This is a genomic window from Neisseria sp. HMSC069H12 (assembly GCF_001812735.1).
In the GTDB taxonomy this organism is placed as follows: Bacteria; Pseudomonadota; Gammaproteobacteria; order Burkholderiales; family Neisseriaceae; genus Neisseria; species Neisseria subflava.
Genome location: NZ_KV810285.1, coordinates 1 through 18,884 on the forward strand (window position 1 = coordinate 1; position 18,884 = coordinate 18,884).

General features: G+C 54.3%; 16 protein-coding genes and 1 pseudogene. 15 read left to right on the forward strand and 2 right to left on the reverse strand.

Annotated features, from left to right (window positions below; all coding sequences use genetic code 11):
- The 5 genes and pseudogenes from HMPREF2872_RS12050 to HMPREF2872_RS06495 all read left to right on the forward strand — a co-directional run.
- Positions 1–364: pseudogene (locus HMPREF2872_RS12050) on the forward strand (hypothetical protein); the annotation flags it as partial.
- A gap of 367 nt (positions 365–731) precedes the next feature.
- Positions 732–2,138 (forward strand): tetratricopeptide repeat protein, encoded by a 1,407-nt coding sequence (locus tag HMPREF2872_RS06480; protein ID WP_070632232.1) that lies wholly within the window; start codon positions 732–734, stop codon positions 2,136–2,138.
- Between the two features lie 222 nt (positions 2,139–2,360).
- Complete coding sequence (gene gltS, locus HMPREF2872_RS06485) at positions 2,361–3,575, forward strand: sodium/glutamate symporter (protein WP_003683777.1); 1,215 nt, start codon at positions 2,361–2,363, stop codon at positions 3,573–3,575.
- 105 nt (positions 3,576–3,680) lie between these two features.
- Positions 3,681–4,703, forward strand: coding sequence for a lysozyme inhibitor LprI family protein (locus HMPREF2872_RS06490; protein WP_070632234.1), 1,023 nt, complete (start codon positions 3,681–3,683; stop codon positions 4,701–4,703).
- A gap of 54 nt (positions 4,704–4,757) precedes the next feature.
- Positions 4,758–5,753: a S49 family peptidase gene (locus HMPREF2872_RS06495; protein ID WP_070632236.1), complete on the forward strand. Its 996-nt coding sequence runs from the start codon at positions 4,758–4,760 to the stop codon at positions 5,751–5,753.
- 191 nt (positions 5,754–5,944) lie between these two features.
- On the opposite strand, the gene pdxA is transcribed toward HMPREF2872_RS06495, so the two are convergent.
- A complete protein-coding gene (pdxA, locus tag HMPREF2872_RS06500; RefSeq protein WP_070632239.1) occupies positions 5,945–6,949 on the reverse strand; it encodes a 4-hydroxythreonine-4-phosphate dehydrogenase PdxA in 1,005 nt (334 codons plus the stop codon).
- 157 nt (positions 6,950–7,106) lie between these two features.
- Entirely contained in the window at positions 7,107–7,637 is a 531-nt protein-coding gene (locus HMPREF2872_RS06505; protein ID WP_083311754.1) for a cytochrome b, read from the reverse strand.
- 233 nt (positions 7,638–7,870) lie between these two features.
- Here HMPREF2872_RS06505 and HMPREF2872_RS06515 point away from each other — a divergent pair, with 233 nt between their 5' ends.
- From HMPREF2872_RS06515 to waaA, 10 genes are all read left to right on the forward strand, one after another.
- On the forward strand, positions 7,871–9,400 hold the full coding sequence (locus HMPREF2872_RS06515; protein ID WP_070632245.1) for an ABC transporter permease: 1,530 nt from the start codon (positions 7,871–7,873) through the stop codon (positions 9,398–9,400).
- Positions 9,401–9,514: 114 nt separating this feature from the next.
- Positions 9,515–10,078, forward strand: a complete 564-nt coding sequence (locus HMPREF2872_RS06520) for a hypoxanthine-guanine phosphoribosyltransferase (RefSeq protein ID WP_003681752.1) — start codon at positions 9,515–9,517, stop codon at positions 10,076–10,078.
- 58 nt (positions 10,079–10,136) lie between these two features.
- The gene (locus HMPREF2872_RS06525; RefSeq protein WP_070632247.1) at positions 10,137–10,565 is read left to right on the forward strand and encodes a PTS sugar transporter subunit IIA; all 429 of its coding nucleotides are present in this window, start codon (positions 10,137–10,139) and stop codon (positions 10,563–10,565) included.
- A gap of 44 nt (positions 10,566–10,609) precedes the next feature.
- Positions 10,610–10,879, forward strand: a complete 270-nt coding sequence (locus tag HMPREF2872_RS06530) for an HPr family phosphocarrier protein (RefSeq protein ID WP_003683718.1) — start codon at positions 10,610–10,612, stop codon at positions 10,877–10,879.
- Entirely contained in the window at positions 10,879–12,642 is a 1,764-nt protein-coding gene (gene ptsP / locus HMPREF2872_RS06535; protein ID WP_070632250.1) for a phosphoenolpyruvate--protein phosphotransferase, read from the forward strand. The genes HMPREF2872_RS06530 and ptsP overlap by 1 nt, the downstream gene beginning before the upstream one ends.
- Positions 12,643–13,147: 505 nt before the next feature.
- Positions 13,148–14,263: an ABC transporter substrate-binding protein gene (locus HMPREF2872_RS06540; protein ID WP_070632253.1), complete on the forward strand. Its 1,116-nt coding sequence runs from the start codon at positions 13,148–13,150 to the stop codon at positions 14,261–14,263.
- A 464-nt stretch (positions 14,264–14,727) separates the two neighbouring features.
- Positions 14,728–15,774, forward strand: coding sequence for a FecCD family ABC transporter permease (locus tag HMPREF2872_RS06545; RefSeq protein ID WP_070632256.1), 1,047 nt, complete (start codon positions 14,728–14,730; stop codon positions 15,772–15,774).
- Between the two features lie 10 nt (positions 15,775–15,784).
- Positions 15,785–16,552 carry an ABC transporter ATP-binding protein gene (locus HMPREF2872_RS06550; RefSeq protein WP_070632259.1) on the forward strand — a complete coding sequence of 256 codons (768 nt, stop codon included), beginning with the start codon at positions 15,785–15,787 and terminating at the stop codon, positions 16,550–16,552.
- Positions 16,553–16,702: 150 nt separating this feature from the next.
- The gene (locus HMPREF2872_RS06555) at positions 16,703–17,134 is read left to right on the forward strand and encodes a plastocyanin/azurin family copper-binding protein (RefSeq protein ID WP_070632261.1); all 432 of its coding nucleotides are present in this window, start codon (positions 16,703–16,705) and stop codon (positions 17,132–17,134) included.
- Positions 17,135–17,272: 138 nt separating this feature from the next.
- The gene (gene waaA, locus HMPREF2872_RS06560; RefSeq protein WP_070632264.1) at positions 17,273–18,535 is read left to right on the forward strand and encodes a lipid IV(A) 3-deoxy-D-manno-octulosonic acid transferase; all 1,263 of its coding nucleotides are present in this window, start codon (positions 17,273–17,275) and stop codon (positions 18,533–18,535) included.
- Positions 18,536–18,884 lie beyond the last annotated feature (349 nt).

The window sequence follows — 18,884 nt, forward strand, 5'->3', positions numbered from 1 at the left end:
ATCCAACTTCAATAGTGGGAAGCGGTCGATGTTTGGCAATCATGGCTTGTGCGGTTTATTGAAAGAAGGTGGTCATGGAAAATCCCCTAAATGTCTTGGTAGGAATTTAGGGGATTTGGGGGAATTTTGCAAAGGTCTCAATATGCCAGTTAAGGTTCTTGGTCGTGCCTATTATGATATTCCCGGCATTACTGACCAAAATACCTTGGCAGAATTTTGGAATCATCCGACACCGCCTGACAAAGAGCTGTTTCATGCCTACCGTATGTACCACCTCAACGTAACCCAAATTAACGGCAACTTCTACAGTCAGGTCTTTTTCCTCAACAAAAACTCTTCCGACTCTTCCACACCAGCAATCTGACTTAGCGAAGGAAAGTTCAGGCCGTCTGAAAACATTTCAGACGGCCTGAAGCAATCAATATCTTAGCTACTGCCATGTAAATAAAACACAAAACCCTGCATTTATCATTAACAATAAATTACAAAAACAGTATAATGACCGAGCTGTCATGAGCGCATACCGACTCAACCTGAGCCCTTTGTAACGCACAAAATATGGATGTACCCCCAGGCAAAACAATATAACAAGCCAAGCATCCTAAAGATAAGCCAGCAAGGCAATACACTCTACAAAACTATGCCGAGCAATATTTTTACAAAGCCCTCAACCGGTATCGCCGCCCATATGCCGCAGCATCCGTCTTCCACTTTATATCCGCCCGCAAACCATGACCGCCGCTCCTGATATCCTCTACCGGCAAGCCGCCGCCCTTTTGGAACAATCCAATACCGCCCAAGCCCTGCCCCTGCTGCAACAGGCCGCAGAGCAGGGATATACGGAAGCTGCTTTTGTATTGGGCGACCATCTGCTGCAAAACGGTCATCCGGAGCAGGCACTTCCATGGCTGGAAGCCGCCGCGGCCCAACGCCATCCCAAGGCACTCTTTATCCTACTGCAACAACGCGAACACAACGGCACTCCAACCGGACAGCTTCTCAACGACTACGCCTGGCTGGGTGAGCAAGGTCACCTCGAAGCCCAATTAATCCTCATGCGCTACCACGCGCAGCGCAACGATCCACAATCCCTCTACTGGGCAGAGCTTGCCGCTGCCCGATATGCCGCGCCTGCATATTACCATCTGGCACGCCATCATCAACGACAAGGCGACATTGAAACAGCCATTGAACAATACGAAAAAGCGGCCGCGCTCGGCGTAACTGTCGCCTACTGGCAACTCGGTAAAATTTATTTCTACGGCACAGGTGTCAGCCCCAATCACGCACAAGCTGAACATTATCTCGAACAAGCCGCGCAAGCCGGCCACATCGCCGCACAAACCCTACTGGCCGACCTTCTTGCCGCCCAACGCAAACCCGAAGCCTTAAAATGGTATCGTCGTGCCGCCGATAAGGAGCAAGCGGAAGCACAGGCCAAGCTGGCCCAATACGCCCTGACCGGCGAACTCTCCGAACGCGATCCGTTCCAAGCGGCACGATATGCCAAAGCCGCTGCCGAGAAAAACCATCCCGAAGCGCTGAAAATCATGGGCGACCTCTACCGCTACGGCCTCGGTATCAAAGCCGACAACCATATCGCGCATGATTACTACCACTGTGCAGCCGCACTGGGTTCTGCCGCCGCAGCACAAAAACTCATCAGCGACGCCGCGCTGTACCATCCGCAACAATACGAACAAATCAAAACTACCGCCCTGCAACAACAACAAACCGAAACCACATACCGTTTGGCGGAAGCACAAGCCAATGCCATCGGCCGTCCCGCCGACTATAATGCCGCGCGCAAAAATTACATGGAAGCTGCCGAGTTCCACCATAAAAACGCGGCGGCAGCCTTAGGCCGCATCTACCATTACGGCCTCGGTACGGCGCAAGATCCTCGGGCGGCTGCACACTGGTACGCCATTGCTGCCGAACAAAACCACCCTTCCGCCCAATACCACCTCGCCTGTTTTTACTATCACGGGCAAGGTGTCGGCTGTCATGTTCCGACCGCCTGCTACTGGCTGCAGGCCGCCATCAGCAACGACCACACTTCGGCCGAATCATTAACATCCCTATTAGAACAATGGCTCCGCGAAGCGCACCATGCCATCGGGCAAAAGACCGTCTGAAAAGATTTACACTCGCATTTTTTGACAATCTTTAACTATTCCCCTAATATTTGCCAGTTATTTTTCACGGACACATCATTGTTTTCATTTCTTTCTGAAAACACCTTGCCTTGTCCGCGCATCAATACCATGACACTCGGCGGATAACGCCAAGCGTTGAAACACACTGCATCCGGAACAAAAACGGATGCTCGGAAAAACATTTCTAGGAGGTGAAACAACATGGAATGGGAATTCAACAGTTATTACACACTGATTGCCGCCACGCTCGTGTTGCTGGTTGGTAAATTTCTGGTTCAAAAAATCAAATTCTTAAGAGACTTCAATATTCCCGAGCCGGTCGCCGGCGGTTTGGTTGCCGCTATCGTCCTGTTCGCCCTGCATGAAGCCTACGGCGTCAGCTTCAAATTTGAAAAACCGCTGCAAGATGCGTTCATGCTTATCTTCTTTACATCCATCGGTTTGAGCGCCGACTTCTCCCGTTTGAAAGCGGGCGGTTTGCCTTTGGTTATCTTTACCGCCGTGGTGGGTGCATTCATCATCGTCCAAAACTTCGTCGGTGTCGGCTTGGCGAGCGCATTGGGCTTGGATCCACTGATTGGCCTGATTACCGGTTCGATTACCCTGACCGGTGGTCACGGTACAGCCGGCGCATGGGGTCCTGACTTTGAAAGCAAATTCGGTCTGACCGGCGCAACCGGTTTGGGTATGGCTTCTGCAACATTCGGCCTGGTATTCGGCGGTTTGATCGGCGGTCCTGTTGCACGCCGTCTGATCAACAAAATGGGTCGTAAACCTGTCGTCAAAACTGCCAAATCCGACGACAACGATGTTGCCGACGACATCTTCGAAAAAGCACAACGTACACGCCTGATTACGGCTGACTCCGCTGTCGAAACGCTCGCGATGTTTGCCGCATGTTTGGCTTTTGCCGAAATCGTCGACGGCTACGACAAAGCCTTCTTCGACCTGCCTAAATTCGTATGGTGTCTGTTTGCAGGCGTGGTCATCCGCAACGTCCTGACTGCAACCTTCAAAGTCAATATGTTCGACCGCGCCATCGACGTATTCGGTAACGCCTCCCTGTCGCTCTTCCTTGCCATGGCTCTTCTGAATCTGAAACTGTGGGAGTTGACCGGTCTGGCAGGCCCTGTGACCATCATCTTGGCCGTACAAACCGTCGTGATGATTCTGTACGCAACCTTCGTTACCTACGTCTTCATGGGTCGCGACTACGACGCTGCCGTATTGGCGGCAGGCCACTGCGGCTTCGGTTTGGGTGCCACCCCGACCGCCGTTGCCAACATGCAGTCCATTACCCAAACTTTCGGCCCGTCTCACAAAGCCTTCCTGATTGTACCTATGGTCGGTGCGTTCTTCGTTGACTTGCTCAACGCCGCCATCCTCTCCGGCTTTGTCAGCGTCATCAAAGGCTGATACTTCTGACATAGAAAAGCACTTGCCGCATTTACTTGCTGCAAGTGCTTTTGTTATGATAGGCACGTCAGGCCGTCTGAATGGCCGTCATCTTCAGGAGTACCTATGTACAAAAAAACCGCTTCCGTATTGATTTTAAGCACGATTCTTCTTGCCGCATGCAGCAAAGAAGAGCCAAAAGCCGCGCTTGATTGCGCCCAACCGGCCACACTGCAAAACATCCGTACCACCATCGAAGACACCCTCAAACAACAAGCGCGCTCCTTTGCCCGCAATGACAACCGCCAATTCGTCGATGCTGACAAAATCATCGCCGCCGGCCTCGAATTAGAAACCCTGCTTGAAGACCCAAAAGAAACCGAAGACAACGGCAAAGCCATCTGCCGCGCCAACCTCAAAATCCGCATTCCAGACACCATCCTCAAAACAGCCATAGACAACAGCCCGCTGATTTACGGCAACACCCCGTTATCCGACATGCTCGAACAAAAACTGATGGGCAGCAATCTGACTTTTGAAAACAACACGTTCAGCACCACCCTGCTCTACACCCCCGACAAAGACGGCAAACTGATTCTCGAAGACAACACCCTGAGTACCACAGCCCAAACCCTTTCCGCCACCCTGCTGCCCTACGGCGTGAAAAGCATCGTCATGATAGACGGCAAACCAGTATCCAAAGAGCAGGCCATCAAGCTGCTGCAAAACCAAAATACGGAAGAGCCGCCGACTGTTGATCCACAAGACATCCTGGAAAACAACGCCGCCAGCCAAGCCGTCGGCTTGACCGATGATGACGACAATTCAGACTACGAAGTCCTGCGCCCTGACCGCGAAACTCAGCGCAACGAGCCACCCGGCCTCAGCCAAAGCGAACTTGACAACGCGCGCGCGCAAAACCGTCAGGCAGACGGCGAGATCAACGACCTTTGGGGCGGCATGGACAACGATGTCAAACAACAAATCCTAGGCGAACAACGCGCCTGGATTCAAAGCAAAAAACTCAACTGCCAACAAGCCGCCGCGTCCGCAGACAACGCTGCGCAAGCAGAATACCTGCGCTTACAGTGTGAAACCCGCATGACCCGCGAACGTACGCAATACCTGCGCGGCTATTCCATCAACTAAAACCGATAAGGCCGTCTGAACATTCAGACGGCCTACAAGAAAGCACATCACATCATGCAATACCGAATCCACCGTGAAGGCGATGCCCAAAACACACCATCTTCAGCCTCCACACCCGTCGACAACTGGGAGCGCAACACCCTGCGCGAAGTCCTCCTCGCCGCCTACCAAGAACAGCGCCGCGCCCGCATTTGGCGCAACATCTGGCGCGGCGTCGCCGTCCTCATCTTTCTCAGCCTGATCTTCGGCCTCACAGAAGAAGAAGGAAAAACCACGAGCATCCACGCCCGCAGCGAACACACCGCCGTTATCGACCTGACTGGCGAAATCGGCAACGACATCGACGACCAAGTCCAAATCCTGCGCGACAGCATGGAAGCCGCCTATAACAACGGCAACGCCAAAGCCATCATCATCCGCGCCAACAGCCCCGGCGGTTCGCCTGTCGTGTCCAACACGGCCTTTAACGAAGTCCGCCGCCTCAAAGCCGAACACAAAGACATCCCTGTTTACCTCGTTGCCGAAGACATGTGCGCTTCCGGCTGCTACTATATTGCCGCCGCAGCCGACAAAATTTACGCCGACCCTTCCAGCATTGTCGGCAGCATCGGCGTGATCGGCGGCGGTTTCGACTTTACCGGCCTGATGGACAAAGCCGGTGTCAAACGCCGTCTGAAAACCGCCGGCAGCAACAAAGGCATGGGCGACCCTTTTACGCCTGAAACACCGGCGCAAACCCAAATTTGGGAAACCATGTTGGGCGATATCCACCAAGAATTCATCAAAGCCGTCAAACTCGGCCGCGGCGCAAGGTTGAAAGACAAACAGTATCCCGATGTTTTCAGCGGCCGCATCTACACCGGCAAAGAAGCCAAACAGGTCGGTCTGATTGACGACTTCGGCAGCATTTACAGCGTTGCCCGCGATGTTGTCAAAGCCCCTGAGCTGGTCAACTACACGCCGCAAGACGATTTCAGCAAAATGCTCAGCCGCCGCTTCGGTGCGGAAGTGAAGGCCAAAGTCAAAGAAACTTTGTCTGAAATTTGGTAAACCAACAAACCAAAAGGCCGTCTGAAACCCAAAATATCGGAGTTTCAGACGGCCTTTTTATATGGTTTTTCAAATAAAGTGCAGATTATTACCCAAACATTTATCGGCTTCATCAAACCGACAGACAAATATCCCCTAATGATGCTTTTACGGGAACACATTACGCCTGCAAACGATTAAACCTCCACGTTTCAGACGGCCTGCTTCTGCATATTGCGCGCCATATCAAGCGCGGCGCGGACGGCGGTAATCAAACTGCCGGAATCGGCTTTGCCCGTGCCTGCCAAGTTCAAGGCCGTGCCATGATCGACGGAGGTGCGGATAAAGGGCAGGCCGAGGGTGATGTTCACGCCTTCGCCGAAACCGGCGTATTTGAGCACCGGCAACCCTTGGTCGTGATACATGGCGAGGACGGCGTCGGCGTCTTTGAGCAGGAAAGGTTGGAACACCGTATCGGCAGGATACGGGCCGCGCGCGTCTATGCCTTCGGCCTGCAAGGCATGAAGCGCCGGAATAATGGTGTCGATTTCTTCGTGTCCCAAATGGCCGCCTTCGCCCGCGTGGGGATTGAGGCCGGTAACGAGGATGACCGGTTTGGCTATGCCGAACTTATGGCGCAGGTCGTGTTCAAGAATGCGGACAACCGACTCGATTAAAGGCTTCGTGATGGCGGCGGAAATGTCTTTCAGCGGCAGATGAGTGGTCACCAATGCAACTCGCAGGCCGCCACCGGTCAGCATCATGACGACTTGTTCGGTATGGCTTTTTTCGGCGAGGTATTCGGTATGGCCGCTGAAAAATCCGTTGCCTGCGTGGGCATCGTTGATGATGCCTTTATGCAGCGGCGCGGTCACCATACCGGCAAACAGGCCGTCTGAAATGCCTTGATACGCCGTATCCAGCAGTCGGAGGACATACGCGGCATTGGCAGGACTGAGTTCGCCCGCCCGACACTCGGTATCTAAAGGAATATGCAGGACTTCGAGTTCGCCCTTGGGCAACGGTTCAGCCGCTTGGGCTTGAAAGTCGCGCAGGATGACGGACTTGCCGAGCTGTTCGGCCCTGTTTACCAACAGGTTTTTGTCGCACAAAACAACGGGGCGGCAAGGAAGGTCGGCGAAAGCCAAATCGAGGCAGATGTCGGGGCCGATGCCGGCCGGTTCGCCGGATGTAATGGCGAGGATGGGAGCAGTCATGGTATTTCTCGGTACGGGTTACAGTATTTAGACAACAGTCAGGCAAAATGCCTGCCCTACTTTTGCAGATTAACACAAATACAAAAAGGCCGTCTGAAAACAGTTTTTGCTTGGTCAAACTGTTTTCAGACGGCCTTGGCTGTTTACCGTTTTACACTTAAGAACGGCGGCCGATCATGCGGTACAAAACGTCGTGGCCTTGAATGCGGTGGACGACAACCATGACAATGTGGCCGGCGACAAGTGCGAAGAGCAGCCAGCCGAGTTTGCCGTGCGCCATATTGCCGAGGTTGGCCATCCATTCAATTTTTTCAGGCGAACCCTGCATCACTTCGACACCAAATACTTTCAACGGGCCGCGGCCGCCGCCGTATTGGCGGATCATGCCGATAACGGGAACGACGAGCATGAGGACGTAAAGGGCAAGGTGGCCTGCTTTGGCGGCAAAGCTGTCGGCGGCAGGACGTTTGGACGCATTGAGCAAAGCCCAAACAATGCGCACGGCAATCACCAGCAGCGTGATGAAACCGATGGATTTATGCACGCCGAAGAGCGATTTGACCCATTCTTCACCATCGTAGATGGTCCAAACGGTAATGGTGGAGAGGATGCCGATGAAACCGAGTACGGTCAGCCAATGCAACGCGCGCGCGACGGCATCGTAGGTTTGTGGGCGTGTAGCGGTCATAATGTTTCCTTGTTTTTGATTTGTTTGGTTTTTTGAATCGGCGGCATTGTAACAAAAATGCCCAACCAATTATGTTGCCTTTTTGAAGAGATTTCGTAAATGTTTGGAAAATTTGAAGAAACGGCGGTTTTATCCGTCAGGCTGCCCGATCCGTCAGAAAACAAGGGCAGGAATACCACCTTCTATGCCGAACTCGGGCTAAAATAGGCGTTTTTATTCTCGGGTACGCATCGATGCAGGTTTGGATTCGGCGGTTTGCGCTGTTGCTTCTGCCTTTGGGTTTCTTGGCGGTCATGGTGGCTGCGCCTTTACTGTCGTTGGCGTTTTACGACGGCGAAGGCGCTTGGGCGGAAGTAGTGGCTGATGACTATATGCGTCTGCGCTTGGGCTGGACGGTGGCGCAGGCGGTTTTGACCTGCGTCTTGGTCACGGCTTTGGGCGTGCCTGCGGCGTGGGTGCTGGCGCGGATGGACTTCGCCGGACGGCGCACGGTTTTACGCCTGCTGATGCTGCCTTTTGTGATGCCGACTTTGGTGGCGGGCATGGGCGTGCTGGCCTTGTTTGGCGCACACGGCATGCTGGCGGCAGGTTGGCAGGACACGCCGTGGTTGCTGATTTACGGCAATGTGTTTTTCAACCTGCCGGTTTTGGTGCGCTCGGCGTATCAGGGATTTGTGCGTGTGCCGCAGGCGCGGTTGCTGTCGGCGCAATCTTTGGGCGCGGACGCGTGGAGGCGGTTTATCTGGGTTGAATGGCCGGTGGTGCGTGCGTGGGTTGCCGGCGGCGCGTGCTTGGTGTTTTTATATTGTTTTTCAGGCTTCGGGCTGGCCTTGCTGCTCGGCGGCGAACGTTTTGCAACGGTGGAAGTGGAAATCTACCGGCTGGTGGCGTATGAGTTGGACATGGCGCGTGCGTCGGTGTTGGTGTGGCTGGTGCTGGCAGTTACGGCGGCGGCAGGCGGTTTGTATGCGCATTGGAGCAGGCGCGTGGCTGTGGATAAGTCGGTCTCGCCTTTGCCTCCGCGTGCGCCGATATGGGCTTGGGAAAAATGGCTGACGGCAACGGTATTGGCCATGTTGGCAGTCTGCTGCCTGCTGCCTTTGGTTGCTGTGTGGCTCAAGGCGGTATCGGCAGGCTCTTCTTGGGCAGTCTTGCTGGAAGCACAAACGTGGGCGGCAGTGTGGAACACCGTCCGTTTCTCTGCGGCAGCGGTGGCAGCGGCGACGGTTTTGGGCGTGCTGTATGCGGCGGCGGCACGGCAAATGGCGTGGTTGCGCGCGCTGATGTTTTTGCCGTTTATGGTGTCGCCCGTGTGCATCGCCTTCGGCGTTTTGCTGCTCTATCCGCAGTGGACGGCTTCGCTGTGGCTGCTGACGGCGACTTACGCGCTGTTGGCGTATCCGTTTGTGGCCAAAGACGTATTGGCCGCATGGGACGGTTTGCCCAAAGATTACGCGGCGGCGGCGCGCACTATGGGCGCAAACGGTTTTCAGACGGCCTGTTATGTCACCGCGCCTTTATTGAAACCTGCCTTGCGACGCGGCCTGACTTTGGCTTCGGCAACGTGTATCGGCGAATTTGCGGCCACATTGTTCCTGTCGCGCCCCGAATGGCAGACACTGACTACTTTGATTTACGATTATCTCGGACGCGCCGGTGCGGACAATTACGGACGGGCGATGGTGTTGACGGCGGTATTGACCGCTTTGGCTTTGACGGCATTTTTGCTGGTGGACGAAGCGGAAGGGCAAAAGGCCGTCTGAACGCAGTCGGCCCAAATTCCCTTCACTTTCACTACACTATTGCCACGCCTTGTATCGAAAATTGATTGAATCCGCTATATAATTTGTTTTTAACCGCACTCAACACGATCTATCATGACCGACTTAGAAACCAAACGCCTTGAAACCCAAGCCATGCTGGACAATGCCGACTTGCTGTTTGACCAAGAACAATGCCGCGCGGCCTTGCAAAAAGTTGCCGACGACATTACCCGCGACTTGGGCGACAAATACCCCCTGCTCCTGCCGGTAATGGGTGGCGCGGTGGTGTTTACAGGACAGTTGTTGCCGCTGTTGCGCTTTCCTTTGGACTTTGACTACGTCCACGTTTCCCGCTACGGCGACAAACTCGCAGGCGGCGCGTTCAACTGGAAACGCATGCCCGACCCCGAGCAAATCAAAGGCCGTCATGTAGTCGTTTTGGACGACATCCTGGACGAAGGCCACACCATGGCCGCTATTCAGGAAAAACTGTTGGAAATGGGCGCAGCAAGCTGCCGTGCGGCCGTATTTGCCAACAAGCTGATCGACAAAGAAAAACCGACCAAAGCCGATTATGTCGGTTTGGACGTGCCCAACCGCTACGTCTTCGGTTACGGCATGGATGCCGCCGGCTGCTGGCGCAACCTCGGCGAAATCTACGCCTTAAACAATAAATAAAACAAAGGCCGTCTGAAAAATCTTCAGACGGCCTCAACCCCCATGCTAGGAACACATCATGATAGGTTTGTTAATCATTACACATGAAACCATAGGTGAAGCCTATCGCGGTTTGGCCGACCATTTCTTTCCCAACGGCTTCCCCGAAAATCTCCACATCCTCGGCGTACAGCCTAACGAAGATCAAAACGACATCATCAACAACGCCATTGCAGCATTGCAGGAATTTCCCGACAACCGCGGCGTACTGATCATGACCGACATCTTCGGCGCAACCCCGTGCAACGCCGCACGCCGGCTGGTGCGCGAAAACAAATCCGCCATCCTGACCGGCCTCAACGCCCCGATGATGATTAAAGCCATCCAATACTCATCACAAGCAGAAAACCTCTCCGACTTCACCGAAACCGTCAAAGAAGCCGCCATCCGGGGCATTTTCGCCATTACATCCGCACCTGAAGACCTGGTGTGCAAAGAACACGGCTAAGGCAGTCTGAAAACATTCACTTTACGAACATTTAGGGGACATCCATGCTCAAACAAGAAATCGAAATCATCAACAAACTCGGCCTGCACGCACGCGCCTCCAGCAAATTTACCCAAACCGCCTCCCAATTCCAAAGCGAAGTCTGGGTCACCAAAAACGGCAACCGCGTCAACGGTAAAAGCATCATGGGCCTGATGATGCTGGCCGCTGCCAAAGGCACCGTGATTGAGCTGGAAACAGAAGGCGCAGACGAAGCTGCCGCCATGCAGGCGTTGACCGACCTCATCAACGACTACTTCGGCGAGGGCGAATAATGAGCATCGTCCTACACGGTGTAGCCGCGGGCAAAGGCATTGCCATCGGCCACGCCCACCTGATTACGCGCGGCACGACGGAAGTGCCGCAATACGACGTTTCAGACGACCTCATCGACGCCGAAGCCGCCCGTTTTGACGCCGCCATCAAAGCCACGCGCAAAGAATTGGAACAACTGCGCGGCGCGATTCCCGAAAACGCCCCGACTGAATTGGGCGCGTTCATCTCCCTGCACCTGATGCTGCTCACCGACGCTACCCTCTCGCGCGAACCCATCGATATTTTGCGCGAGCAAAAAATCAACGCCGAATGGGCATTGAGACAGCAAAGTGACAAGCTTGCCGCCCAGTTCGACAGCATCGACGACGACTACCTGCGTGAACGCAAACAGGACATGCTCCAAGTCGTCCGCCGCATCCACAACAACCTTGTCGGCCAAAGCAACGAAATCAACCTCGCCGGCAACCTGTTTGACGACACCGTCCTCATCGCGCACGACCTCTCACCTGCCGATACCGTATTGTTCAAAGAGCAGCACATTACCGCCTTCGTAACCGATGCCGGCGGCTCGACCAGCCACACCGCCATCTTGGGCCGCAGCCTCGACATCCCGTCCGTCATCGGCCTGCACAACGCCCGCAAACTCATCACCGAAAACGAAATCGTCATCGTCGACGGCATCAACGGCATCCTCATCATCGATCCCGACGAAGTCGTCCTCAACGAATACCGCCGCCTCGCCCGCGAATACCGCAGCCACAAGCGCGAACTCAACAAAATCAAAAAAACCGCCGCTACCACGGCCGACGGCATCAACATCGAACTTTTGGCCAACATCGAATCCGCCGAAGACATCAAAGCCCTGCACAACTTCGGCGCAGACGGCGTCGGCCTGTTCCGCAGCGAATTTCTTTATCTCAACCGCGACACCATGCCGTCTGAAGACGAGCAATACGAAGTGTACAGCGCGATTGTGAAAAAGATGAAAGGCAAAAGCATCACCGTCCGCACCGTCGATTTGGGTGTCGATAAAAATCCGCGCTGGTTCGGCCAAAACAGCACGCCCAACGGCAGCCTCAACCCCGCACTCGGCCTGACCGGCATCCGCCTGTGCCTCGCCGAGCCGGTCATGTTCCGCACCCAAATGCGCGCCATCCTCCGCGCCGCCGCACACGGCCCCGTGCGCATGATGTGGCCGATGATTACCTCCGTGTCCGAAGTGCGCCAGTGCCTCATCCACCTCGACACCGCCCAACGCCAACTGACCGAACGTGGCGAAACCTTCGGCCCGGTCAGCATCGGCTGCATGATTGAAATCCCGTCCGCCGCCATGACCGTCGGCAGCATCCTCAAGCTCGTCGATTTCATCTCCGTCGGCACCAACGACCTGATTCAATACCTCCTGTCGGTCGATCGCGGCGACGACAGCGTCAGCCACCTCTACCAACCCGGCCACCCTGCCGTCCTCAAAACGCTGCAACACATTATCCGCACGGCAAACCGCATGGAAAAAGGCGTGTCCATCTGCGGCGAAATGGCCGGCGATACCGTCTTCACCCGACTGTTGCTCGGCATGGGCTTGCGTCGCTTCTCCATGAACCCCAACAACCTGCTTTCGGTTAAAAACATCATCCTGCACAGCCACACCGGCCATCTCGAAAACGATGCCGCCAAAATCCTGCGCTGCGAAGATCCGGAAAAAGCTGAGAAACTGATTAAAATCCTCAACCAAAGCGAACAGGCGGAATCACAGGCCGTCTGAATCTCTAAAAAGGGCGTGTTTCGATACACGCCCTTTTTATTCGTCCCCATTTTGGGTTTACACCCGATTCTCCCGCAAGCCCCTTCTTCCCTATTTCGCCATTTCAAAAACCAACCTTTTTCACTTTTCCCCAATACTGCTTACAGACCGTCTGAAAAATATATGGCGCAAGTGAAATAAACGCTTTTATGCCTACACCAAAGGCCGTCTGAACCCCGATTACAAGGTTTCAGACGGCCTGCTGTACTCAACCGGATACCTTTTATTTTTTGCAATAAATGACCCTTTGCCTATTTCTTCCAGCTACTGCCCACTATGGCTTTAGGCACCCATATCATTCCTTTTCACTAGGTCTTCAGTATACCCAAACATTATCCCTTTATTTTAATGATGCAACTTTTTATTCTGGAATATGTCTATTCTCATGTTTCACTTGAAAAAAGATTCAATACCTTGTAAATTTATAAAAGATAATAGTTATCATCATATTTTAAAGGAATAGTTCATGAGATTTACGCAACTTTCTGCTTTGATTGCCGCTACAGCTTTATCAATCGGCTCCGTATCCGCTTTTGCCAAACCGGTTCAGCTGACCGATACCGTCGGCCGTAAGGTAACCGTTGACCTGCCTGCCAAACGCGTGGTTTTGGGCTTCTACTACCAAGACTACATGGCCATCGGCGGTAAAACCGCGCTGGACAACGTTGTCGGCTTCTCCAAAGCAGTTTGGGCCGACTGGGCGCCGCCAAGCTGGGCGGCATTCAGCAAAGCCGTGCCTAAACTGAATCAACTGACCGACGTGGGCGAAGTGGAAGTCGGCACTTTCTCGATTGAGAAAGTATTGGCACTGAAACCCGATTTATTGGTTTTGGCCGAATGGCAATACAAGGCTTTGGGTTCCGATCTCGACCGCATCAACAAAGCCGGCATCCCCATCGTCGTGTTGGACTACAACGCGCAAACGGTCGCCAAACACGTTCAATCGACCAAACTCATCGGCACGCTGACCGGCCAGCAGCAAAAAGCCGACAAACTGGCGGCAGACTACAAACGCATCGCCGACACCATCCAAGCGCGCGTACAAAAAGCCAACCTGCCCAAGCCTAAAGTCTATGTCGAGTTCGGCAACAAAGGCCCTGCCGAACACAGCGTTACCTTCGGCAAGAGCATGTGGGGTTCGATGGCGACACTGGTCGGCGGCAACAATATCGCCGCTTCTTCGGTCGAATTCTACGGCCCGATCAATCCTGAAAAAGTATTGGCCGCCAAACCCGACGTGATCGTGATTACCGGCCGCGAAACCGAATTGAAGAAAAACCCTGCCGCCATGGTGATGGGCTGGGGCATTCCGAAAGCGGAAGCGGAAAAACGCTTGGCAGGCTTTGCCAAACGCGCCGGCTGGGCCAACCTGCCTGCGATTAAAAACAACCGCCTCTACGCCACCTACCACGCCAACTCGCGCACGCTGTCCGACAGCGCATCGATTCAGTTTATGGCCAAAGCGATTTATCCGCAGTTGTTTAAAGATTTCAACCCTGAGAAAACCTATCTGGACTTCTACCGCCAAAACCTGCCGGTCATGCCGAACGGTACATTCTACCTGTATCCGAAAGATCAGTAAGGCGGGCTTGTGGATTTCAGACGACCTTTATCCGAAAGGTCGTCTGAAAGCAGCATGGGTTTTGTACAGAACCGTAGCGTGGGCTTTGCCCGCGGATAACGTTTGTGGAAATGATGGCAAACGGTATCGAGTTCTCTGTTTTCGTGGGCAAAGCCCACGCTACGACTTCCTATCGTGCCGAACAGAGAGCTTCAGGTGGGTTTGACTGTTTTTACCCTCTCCCTAGCCCTCTCCCACGGGGAGAGGGAACAAATTGCAGGGAATCACAACAATGGTCGGATTTCAGTTATCTTATTCCCTCTCCCCGTGGGAGAGGGCTAGGGAGAGGGCTAGGGAGAGGGCAAAACCGTTTGGAACGCCGTTATCCCGATTTTCAAAAAACCACCCTTCAAAACGGATACAGACAAAAGAGATTGTCGGACATGGATGTCCGACCTTGTTCCTTAATTTCAAAGGATTAAAAAATGAATGATTCGGTTGTCGCCGAGATTGTGAGAAACCAGCGCAAGTTGGAAGGCAAGCGTTGGTTGATTGTGTTGATGTTTTTAATCATCGCCGCGGTCAGTTTCCTATTCGACATCGCCACCGGCCCGGCAATGACAGACACGCTGCCCGTCGGTGAAGTGGTCAATGTTTTGCTGGGTAAACCCGGAGTCGATGAAATGAACCGCCTGATTGTGATGGATCTGCGCCTGCCGATTGCGGTAATGGCCTTGGTGGTCGGCGCGGCTTTGGGTGTCGGCGGCGCGGAAATTCAAACGCTGTTGAACAACCCGATGGCCAGCCCTTATACGCTGGGCTTGGCGGCGGCGGCAGGTTTGGGCGCGTCGATGGTGATTGCGTTCGGCGGTTTCGGGCTGCCTGAAACGGTCGCCGTCCCTATCGGGGCGTTTGTGATGACCATGCTGGCTTCGGGCATCTTGTTTCTGTTTGCTTCGGCGCGCCGCTTCAATTCGGCGATGCTGGTGTTGGTGGGGATTGCGCTTTTGTTTCTGTTTCAGTCGATTCTGTCGCTGATTCAGTTTATCGCCGCGCCTGAGATTTCACAGCAGATTCTGTTTTGGCTGTTCGGCAGCCTGACCAAGGCGACTTGGGAAACGGTCATCGTTACTGCGGCGGTTACGGCGGTATGCGTGCTGCTGCTTTCGCGCGATGTGTGGAAGCTGACCGCGCTGCGCTTGGGCGAAGAACGCGCTGTCGGGCTGGGCATCAATCTGCAACTTTTGCGCCTGAAAACACTGGTATTGGTGGCGGTAATGACGGCGACGGCAATCAGTTTTGTCGGCGTCATCGGCTTTATCGGCTTGGTTGCCCCGCATGTGGCGCGGATTCTTTTGGGCGAAGACCAACGTTTCTTCCTGCCCGGCGCGATGCTGGCAGGGGCGGCGTTTTTATCGGTGGCGAGCGTGTTGTCCAAGGTGATTATCCCGGGTGCGCTGTTTCCGGTGGGCATCGTTACGTCGTTTGTCGGCGTGCCGTTCTTCTTCTGGATTGTATTAACGAAACGATAGGCCGTCTGAAATGTTGAAACTTGAAAATGTCCATATCCGGCGTGGCGATTATGTGGTCGCCGACAATATCGATTTGACGCTGGAACAAGGCAAAGTCTATTCCGTGCTCGGCCCGAACGGTACGGGCAAATCCTCGCTGATGAAAACGATTTTCGGCGAAGTGGCGCACAAAGGCACCATCCGCTACGGCAACGAAGTATTGAGCAAAATCCACCTGCAAAGCTGGCGCAAACGCATAGGCTATATGCCGCAGGACACCGCCGCCGAAGCCTCGCTGACCGCGCTGGAAGTCGTGTTGCTCGGCCGCATGGACGCGCTGCACATGCACGTCGGCGACGAACTGCTGCACGAAGCCGCAAGTATCATGGCGGAGCTGGGCATCGGCCATCTGGCGCACCGCGACGTCATGCGGCTTTCCGGCGGACAGCGGCAGCTCGTCATGTTTGCCCAAGTCATGCTGCGCCGCCCCGAAATCCTGATGCTGGACGAACCGGTCAGCGCGCTGGATATGCACCATCAGTTGAACCTCTTGGAGCGCGTGGTGCAATACACGCACGAACACAATCTGGTTACCCTGATGGTCTTGCACGACTTAAGCCTTGCCGCGCAGTTTTCAGACGGCGTGATTCTGCTCGGCGAAGGCAAAGTACAGGCGCAGGGCGCGCCGCAGGACGTGTTGCAGGCGGATATGATAAGCAGGCTGTATAAAGTGGACATCGAACTTTTATATGACAGCAAAGGCTTGCCCGTTATCCGCCCGATGCGGCAGAGTGCATAACTTGACCGCTCCTGAAATGTCGGATTTGAGCATCCGGCCTGCAAACTCCCTGCAACTTATCCCCTCGCCCGCGGGAGAGGGTTAGGGAGAGGGCCTACCTCTTCGACGCATCAGCCCGACCTCTATTTTTTATCCTTAGAAAGGCCCCCCATGAAAAAATCCCTCTTCCTCCTAATGCTGACCGCTTCCCTAGGCACATACGCCGCCAACCACGAAGTCAAAATGCTCGACAACGGCAAAGACGGCAGCATGGTGTTCGAGCCCGGCTACGTCAACGCCAAAGTCGGCGACACTGTTACCTTCAAAGCTACTAACAGCGGACACTGGGTGCAAAGCAAAGCCCTGCCCGACGGCGTTGCCGACTTCCTTTCCGAAGACGGTAAAGACTTCACACTCAAGCTCGACAAAGAAGGCGTGTATGTCTATACCTGCCCGCCGCACCGCATGATGAACATGAGCGGCGTGATTCAGGTCGGCAAACCGGTGAACAAAGCCAAAGCGCAAGCCGTTGTCGATGAAATGGAAAACCGTGCCATGCAAAGCAAAGGCCGTCTGAAAAAATATATGGCACAAGTGAAGTAAACGCGTTTATGCCTGTATTAAAGGCCGTCTGAAACCTTTCAGACGGCCTGTTTCCTTTGCGTAAAACACGCATCAAAGCTATATCTTCCGTTTCAGTTTCCGATAAAATAGGCCTATTCCGACACAAGACCCGTAAGCATGATACGCCGCCTTTACGCCACGCTGTGGCACCTCGCCCCCTTCCTGATCCGCCGCCACCTGCGCCGCCGCGCCCTCAAATCCCCAGCCTATCTCGAGCATTGGGGCGAGCGTTTCGGGCAGGCGTATCCCAATCCCGTACAACGCCCGATTTGGATACACGCCGTATCCGTCGGCGAAACGCGTGCGGCCGAACCTTTGGTGCAGGCATTGCGCCGCCATTTTCCCGACTCGCCGTTTCTGATTACCCAAATGACGCCGACCGGCCGCGCCACCGCGCAATCCCTGTTTCCCGATGCGCAATGCCGTTACCTGCCCTACGACAAATCCGAATGGGTCGCCCGATTTTTAGCCGAACACCGCCCCATCTGCGGCATTTTGATGGAAACCGAAATCTGGCCCAACCTGATGCACGGCTGCAAAGAAGCAGGCATTCCTCTCTTTCTGGCCAACGCGCGCCTCTCCGAAAAATCCCAACGCGGCTACCTCAAAATCCGCAAGCTGGTCGAGCCTGCCATGCAGAGCCTCTCCGGCTGCTTTGCCCAAACCGCTGCCGATGCCGAACGCCTGCACCTTATCGGCGCATCCAACGTCCACGTCTGCGGCAACACCAAATACGACATCGCGCCCCCCGATGACTCACGCCCGCTTGCCGCCGCCTTTAAAGAACGTATCGGCGCACGAGCCGTCGTCGTCTGCGCCAGCACGCGCGTGTACAAAGGCACAGACGAAGCCGAGCTGCTCCTCAAAGCATGGCAGGGCTACCGCGGCAATGCCTTGCTGGTCATCGTACCGCGCCACCCTGAAAACTTTCAGACGGCCTACGATACCGCCAAATCGCTTGGTTATACCGTCCAAAAACGCAGCGACGGACAACCCGTTTCCCCCGATACACAAGTTTGGATAGGCGACAGCATGGGCGAGCTTGCCGCCTACTACCTCAGCGCAGACATTGCCTTCGTCGGCGGCAGCCTCGTTGATGCCGGCTGCCAAAACATCATCGAACCCATCTCCTGCCGCGTCCCTACCCTCTTCGGTTACTCCAACTACAACTTCGCCCAAGCCTGTAAAGGCGCAGTCGAAGCCAAAGCCGCCGTCCGCGTCGAAACCGCCGAAGCCTGGTACAGAACCACGCGCCAATACCTCGACGACGAAACGCTGCGCCAACAGCTGATCAGCCACACCGAGCAATTCATTTCGCAACATCAAGGCGCCAGTGCCAAAATTGCCAAAGCGATTGCAGATTGTTTGAATCAGCGTTAAACAATAAAAAACCGCCTGTTCATGACAAACAGGCGGAAACTGAAAAACAGTTTTTTGTTTTCAGCCGTTTAATTGACTAAAAGCAGGAACAGGGTTAAGATAATCTTAACGACTGTTCGCAGTCTCAGCCATGAACGACCCGTGCGAGTGGTATGTTTCATGATTGAAACTCTCCTTTCTAGGAAGGTTTCAGCACAAAGCCCCACTGCAATGGGGCTTTTTTGCTACCAGCCCCACAATAATTATACCCAAACTTCCTAAAATTATTCCAAACAAATTTCTACTAAAAAGGCCGTCTGAAACCCCAATTTTTTGGGTTTCAGACGGCCTGACACCTTTGCAAAATCCC

What these genes read in the sequence shown, in the direction of transcription:
- HMPREF2872_RS06550 (WP_070632259.1), top strand. Translation starts at nt 15,785, where the DNA reads ATGTTGAAACTTGAAAATGTCCATATCCGGCGTGGCGATTATGTGGTC.
- gltS (WP_003683777.1), top strand. Translation starts at nt 2,361, where the DNA reads ATGGAATGGGAATTCAACAGTTATTACACACTGATTGCCGCCACGCTC.
- HMPREF2872_RS06540 (WP_070632253.1), top strand. Translation starts at nt 13,148, where the DNA reads ATGAGATTTACGCAACTTTCTGCTTTGATTGCCGCTACAGCTTTATCA.
- ptsP (WP_070632250.1), top strand. Translation starts at nt 10,879, where the DNA reads ATGAGCATCGTCCTACACGGTGTAGCCGCGGGCAAAGGCATTGCCATC.
- waaA (WP_070632264.1), top strand. Translation starts at nt 17,273, where the DNA reads ATGATACGCCGCCTTTACGCCACGCTGTGGCACCTCGCCCCCTTCCTG.
- HMPREF2872_RS06545 (WP_070632256.1), top strand. Translation starts at nt 14,728, where the DNA reads ATGAATGATTCGGTTGTCGCCGAGATTGTGAGAAACCAGCGCAAGTTG.
- HMPREF2872_RS06495 (WP_070632236.1), top strand. Translation starts at nt 4,758, where the DNA reads ATGCAATACCGAATCCACCGTGAAGGCGATGCCCAAAACACACCATCT.
- HMPREF2872_RS06490 (WP_070632234.1), top strand. Translation starts at nt 3,681, where the DNA reads ATGTACAAAAAAACCGCTTCCGTATTGATTTTAAGCACGATTCTTCTT.
- HMPREF2872_RS06505 (WP_083311754.1), bottom strand. Translation starts at nt 7,637, where the DNA reads ATGACCGCTACACGCCCACAAACCTACGATGCCGTCGCGCGCGCGTTG.
- HMPREF2872_RS06515 (WP_070632245.1), top strand. Translation starts at nt 7,871, where the DNA reads ATGCAGGTTTGGATTCGGCGGTTTGCGCTGTTGCTTCTGCCTTTGGGT.
- HMPREF2872_RS06530 (WP_003683718.1), top strand. Translation starts at nt 10,610, where the DNA reads ATGCTCAAACAAGAAATCGAAATCATCAACAAACTCGGCCTGCACGCA.
- HMPREF2872_RS06555 (WP_070632261.1), top strand. Translation starts at nt 16,703, where the DNA reads ATGAAAAAATCCCTCTTCCTCCTAATGCTGACCGCTTCCCTAGGCACA.
- HMPREF2872_RS06525 (WP_070632247.1), top strand. Translation starts at nt 10,137, where the DNA reads ATGATAGGTTTGTTAATCATTACACATGAAACCATAGGTGAAGCCTAT.
- HMPREF2872_RS06480 (WP_070632232.1), top strand. Translation starts at nt 732, where the DNA reads ATGACCGCCGCTCCTGATATCCTCTACCGGCAAGCCGCCGCCCTTTTG.
- pdxA (WP_070632239.1), bottom strand. Translation starts at nt 6,949, where the DNA reads ATGACTGCTCCCATCCTCGCCATTACATCCGGCGAACCGGCCGGCATC.
- HMPREF2872_RS06520 (WP_003681752.1), top strand. Translation starts at nt 9,515, where the DNA reads ATGACCGACTTAGAAACCAAACGCCTTGAAACCCAAGCCATGCTGGAC.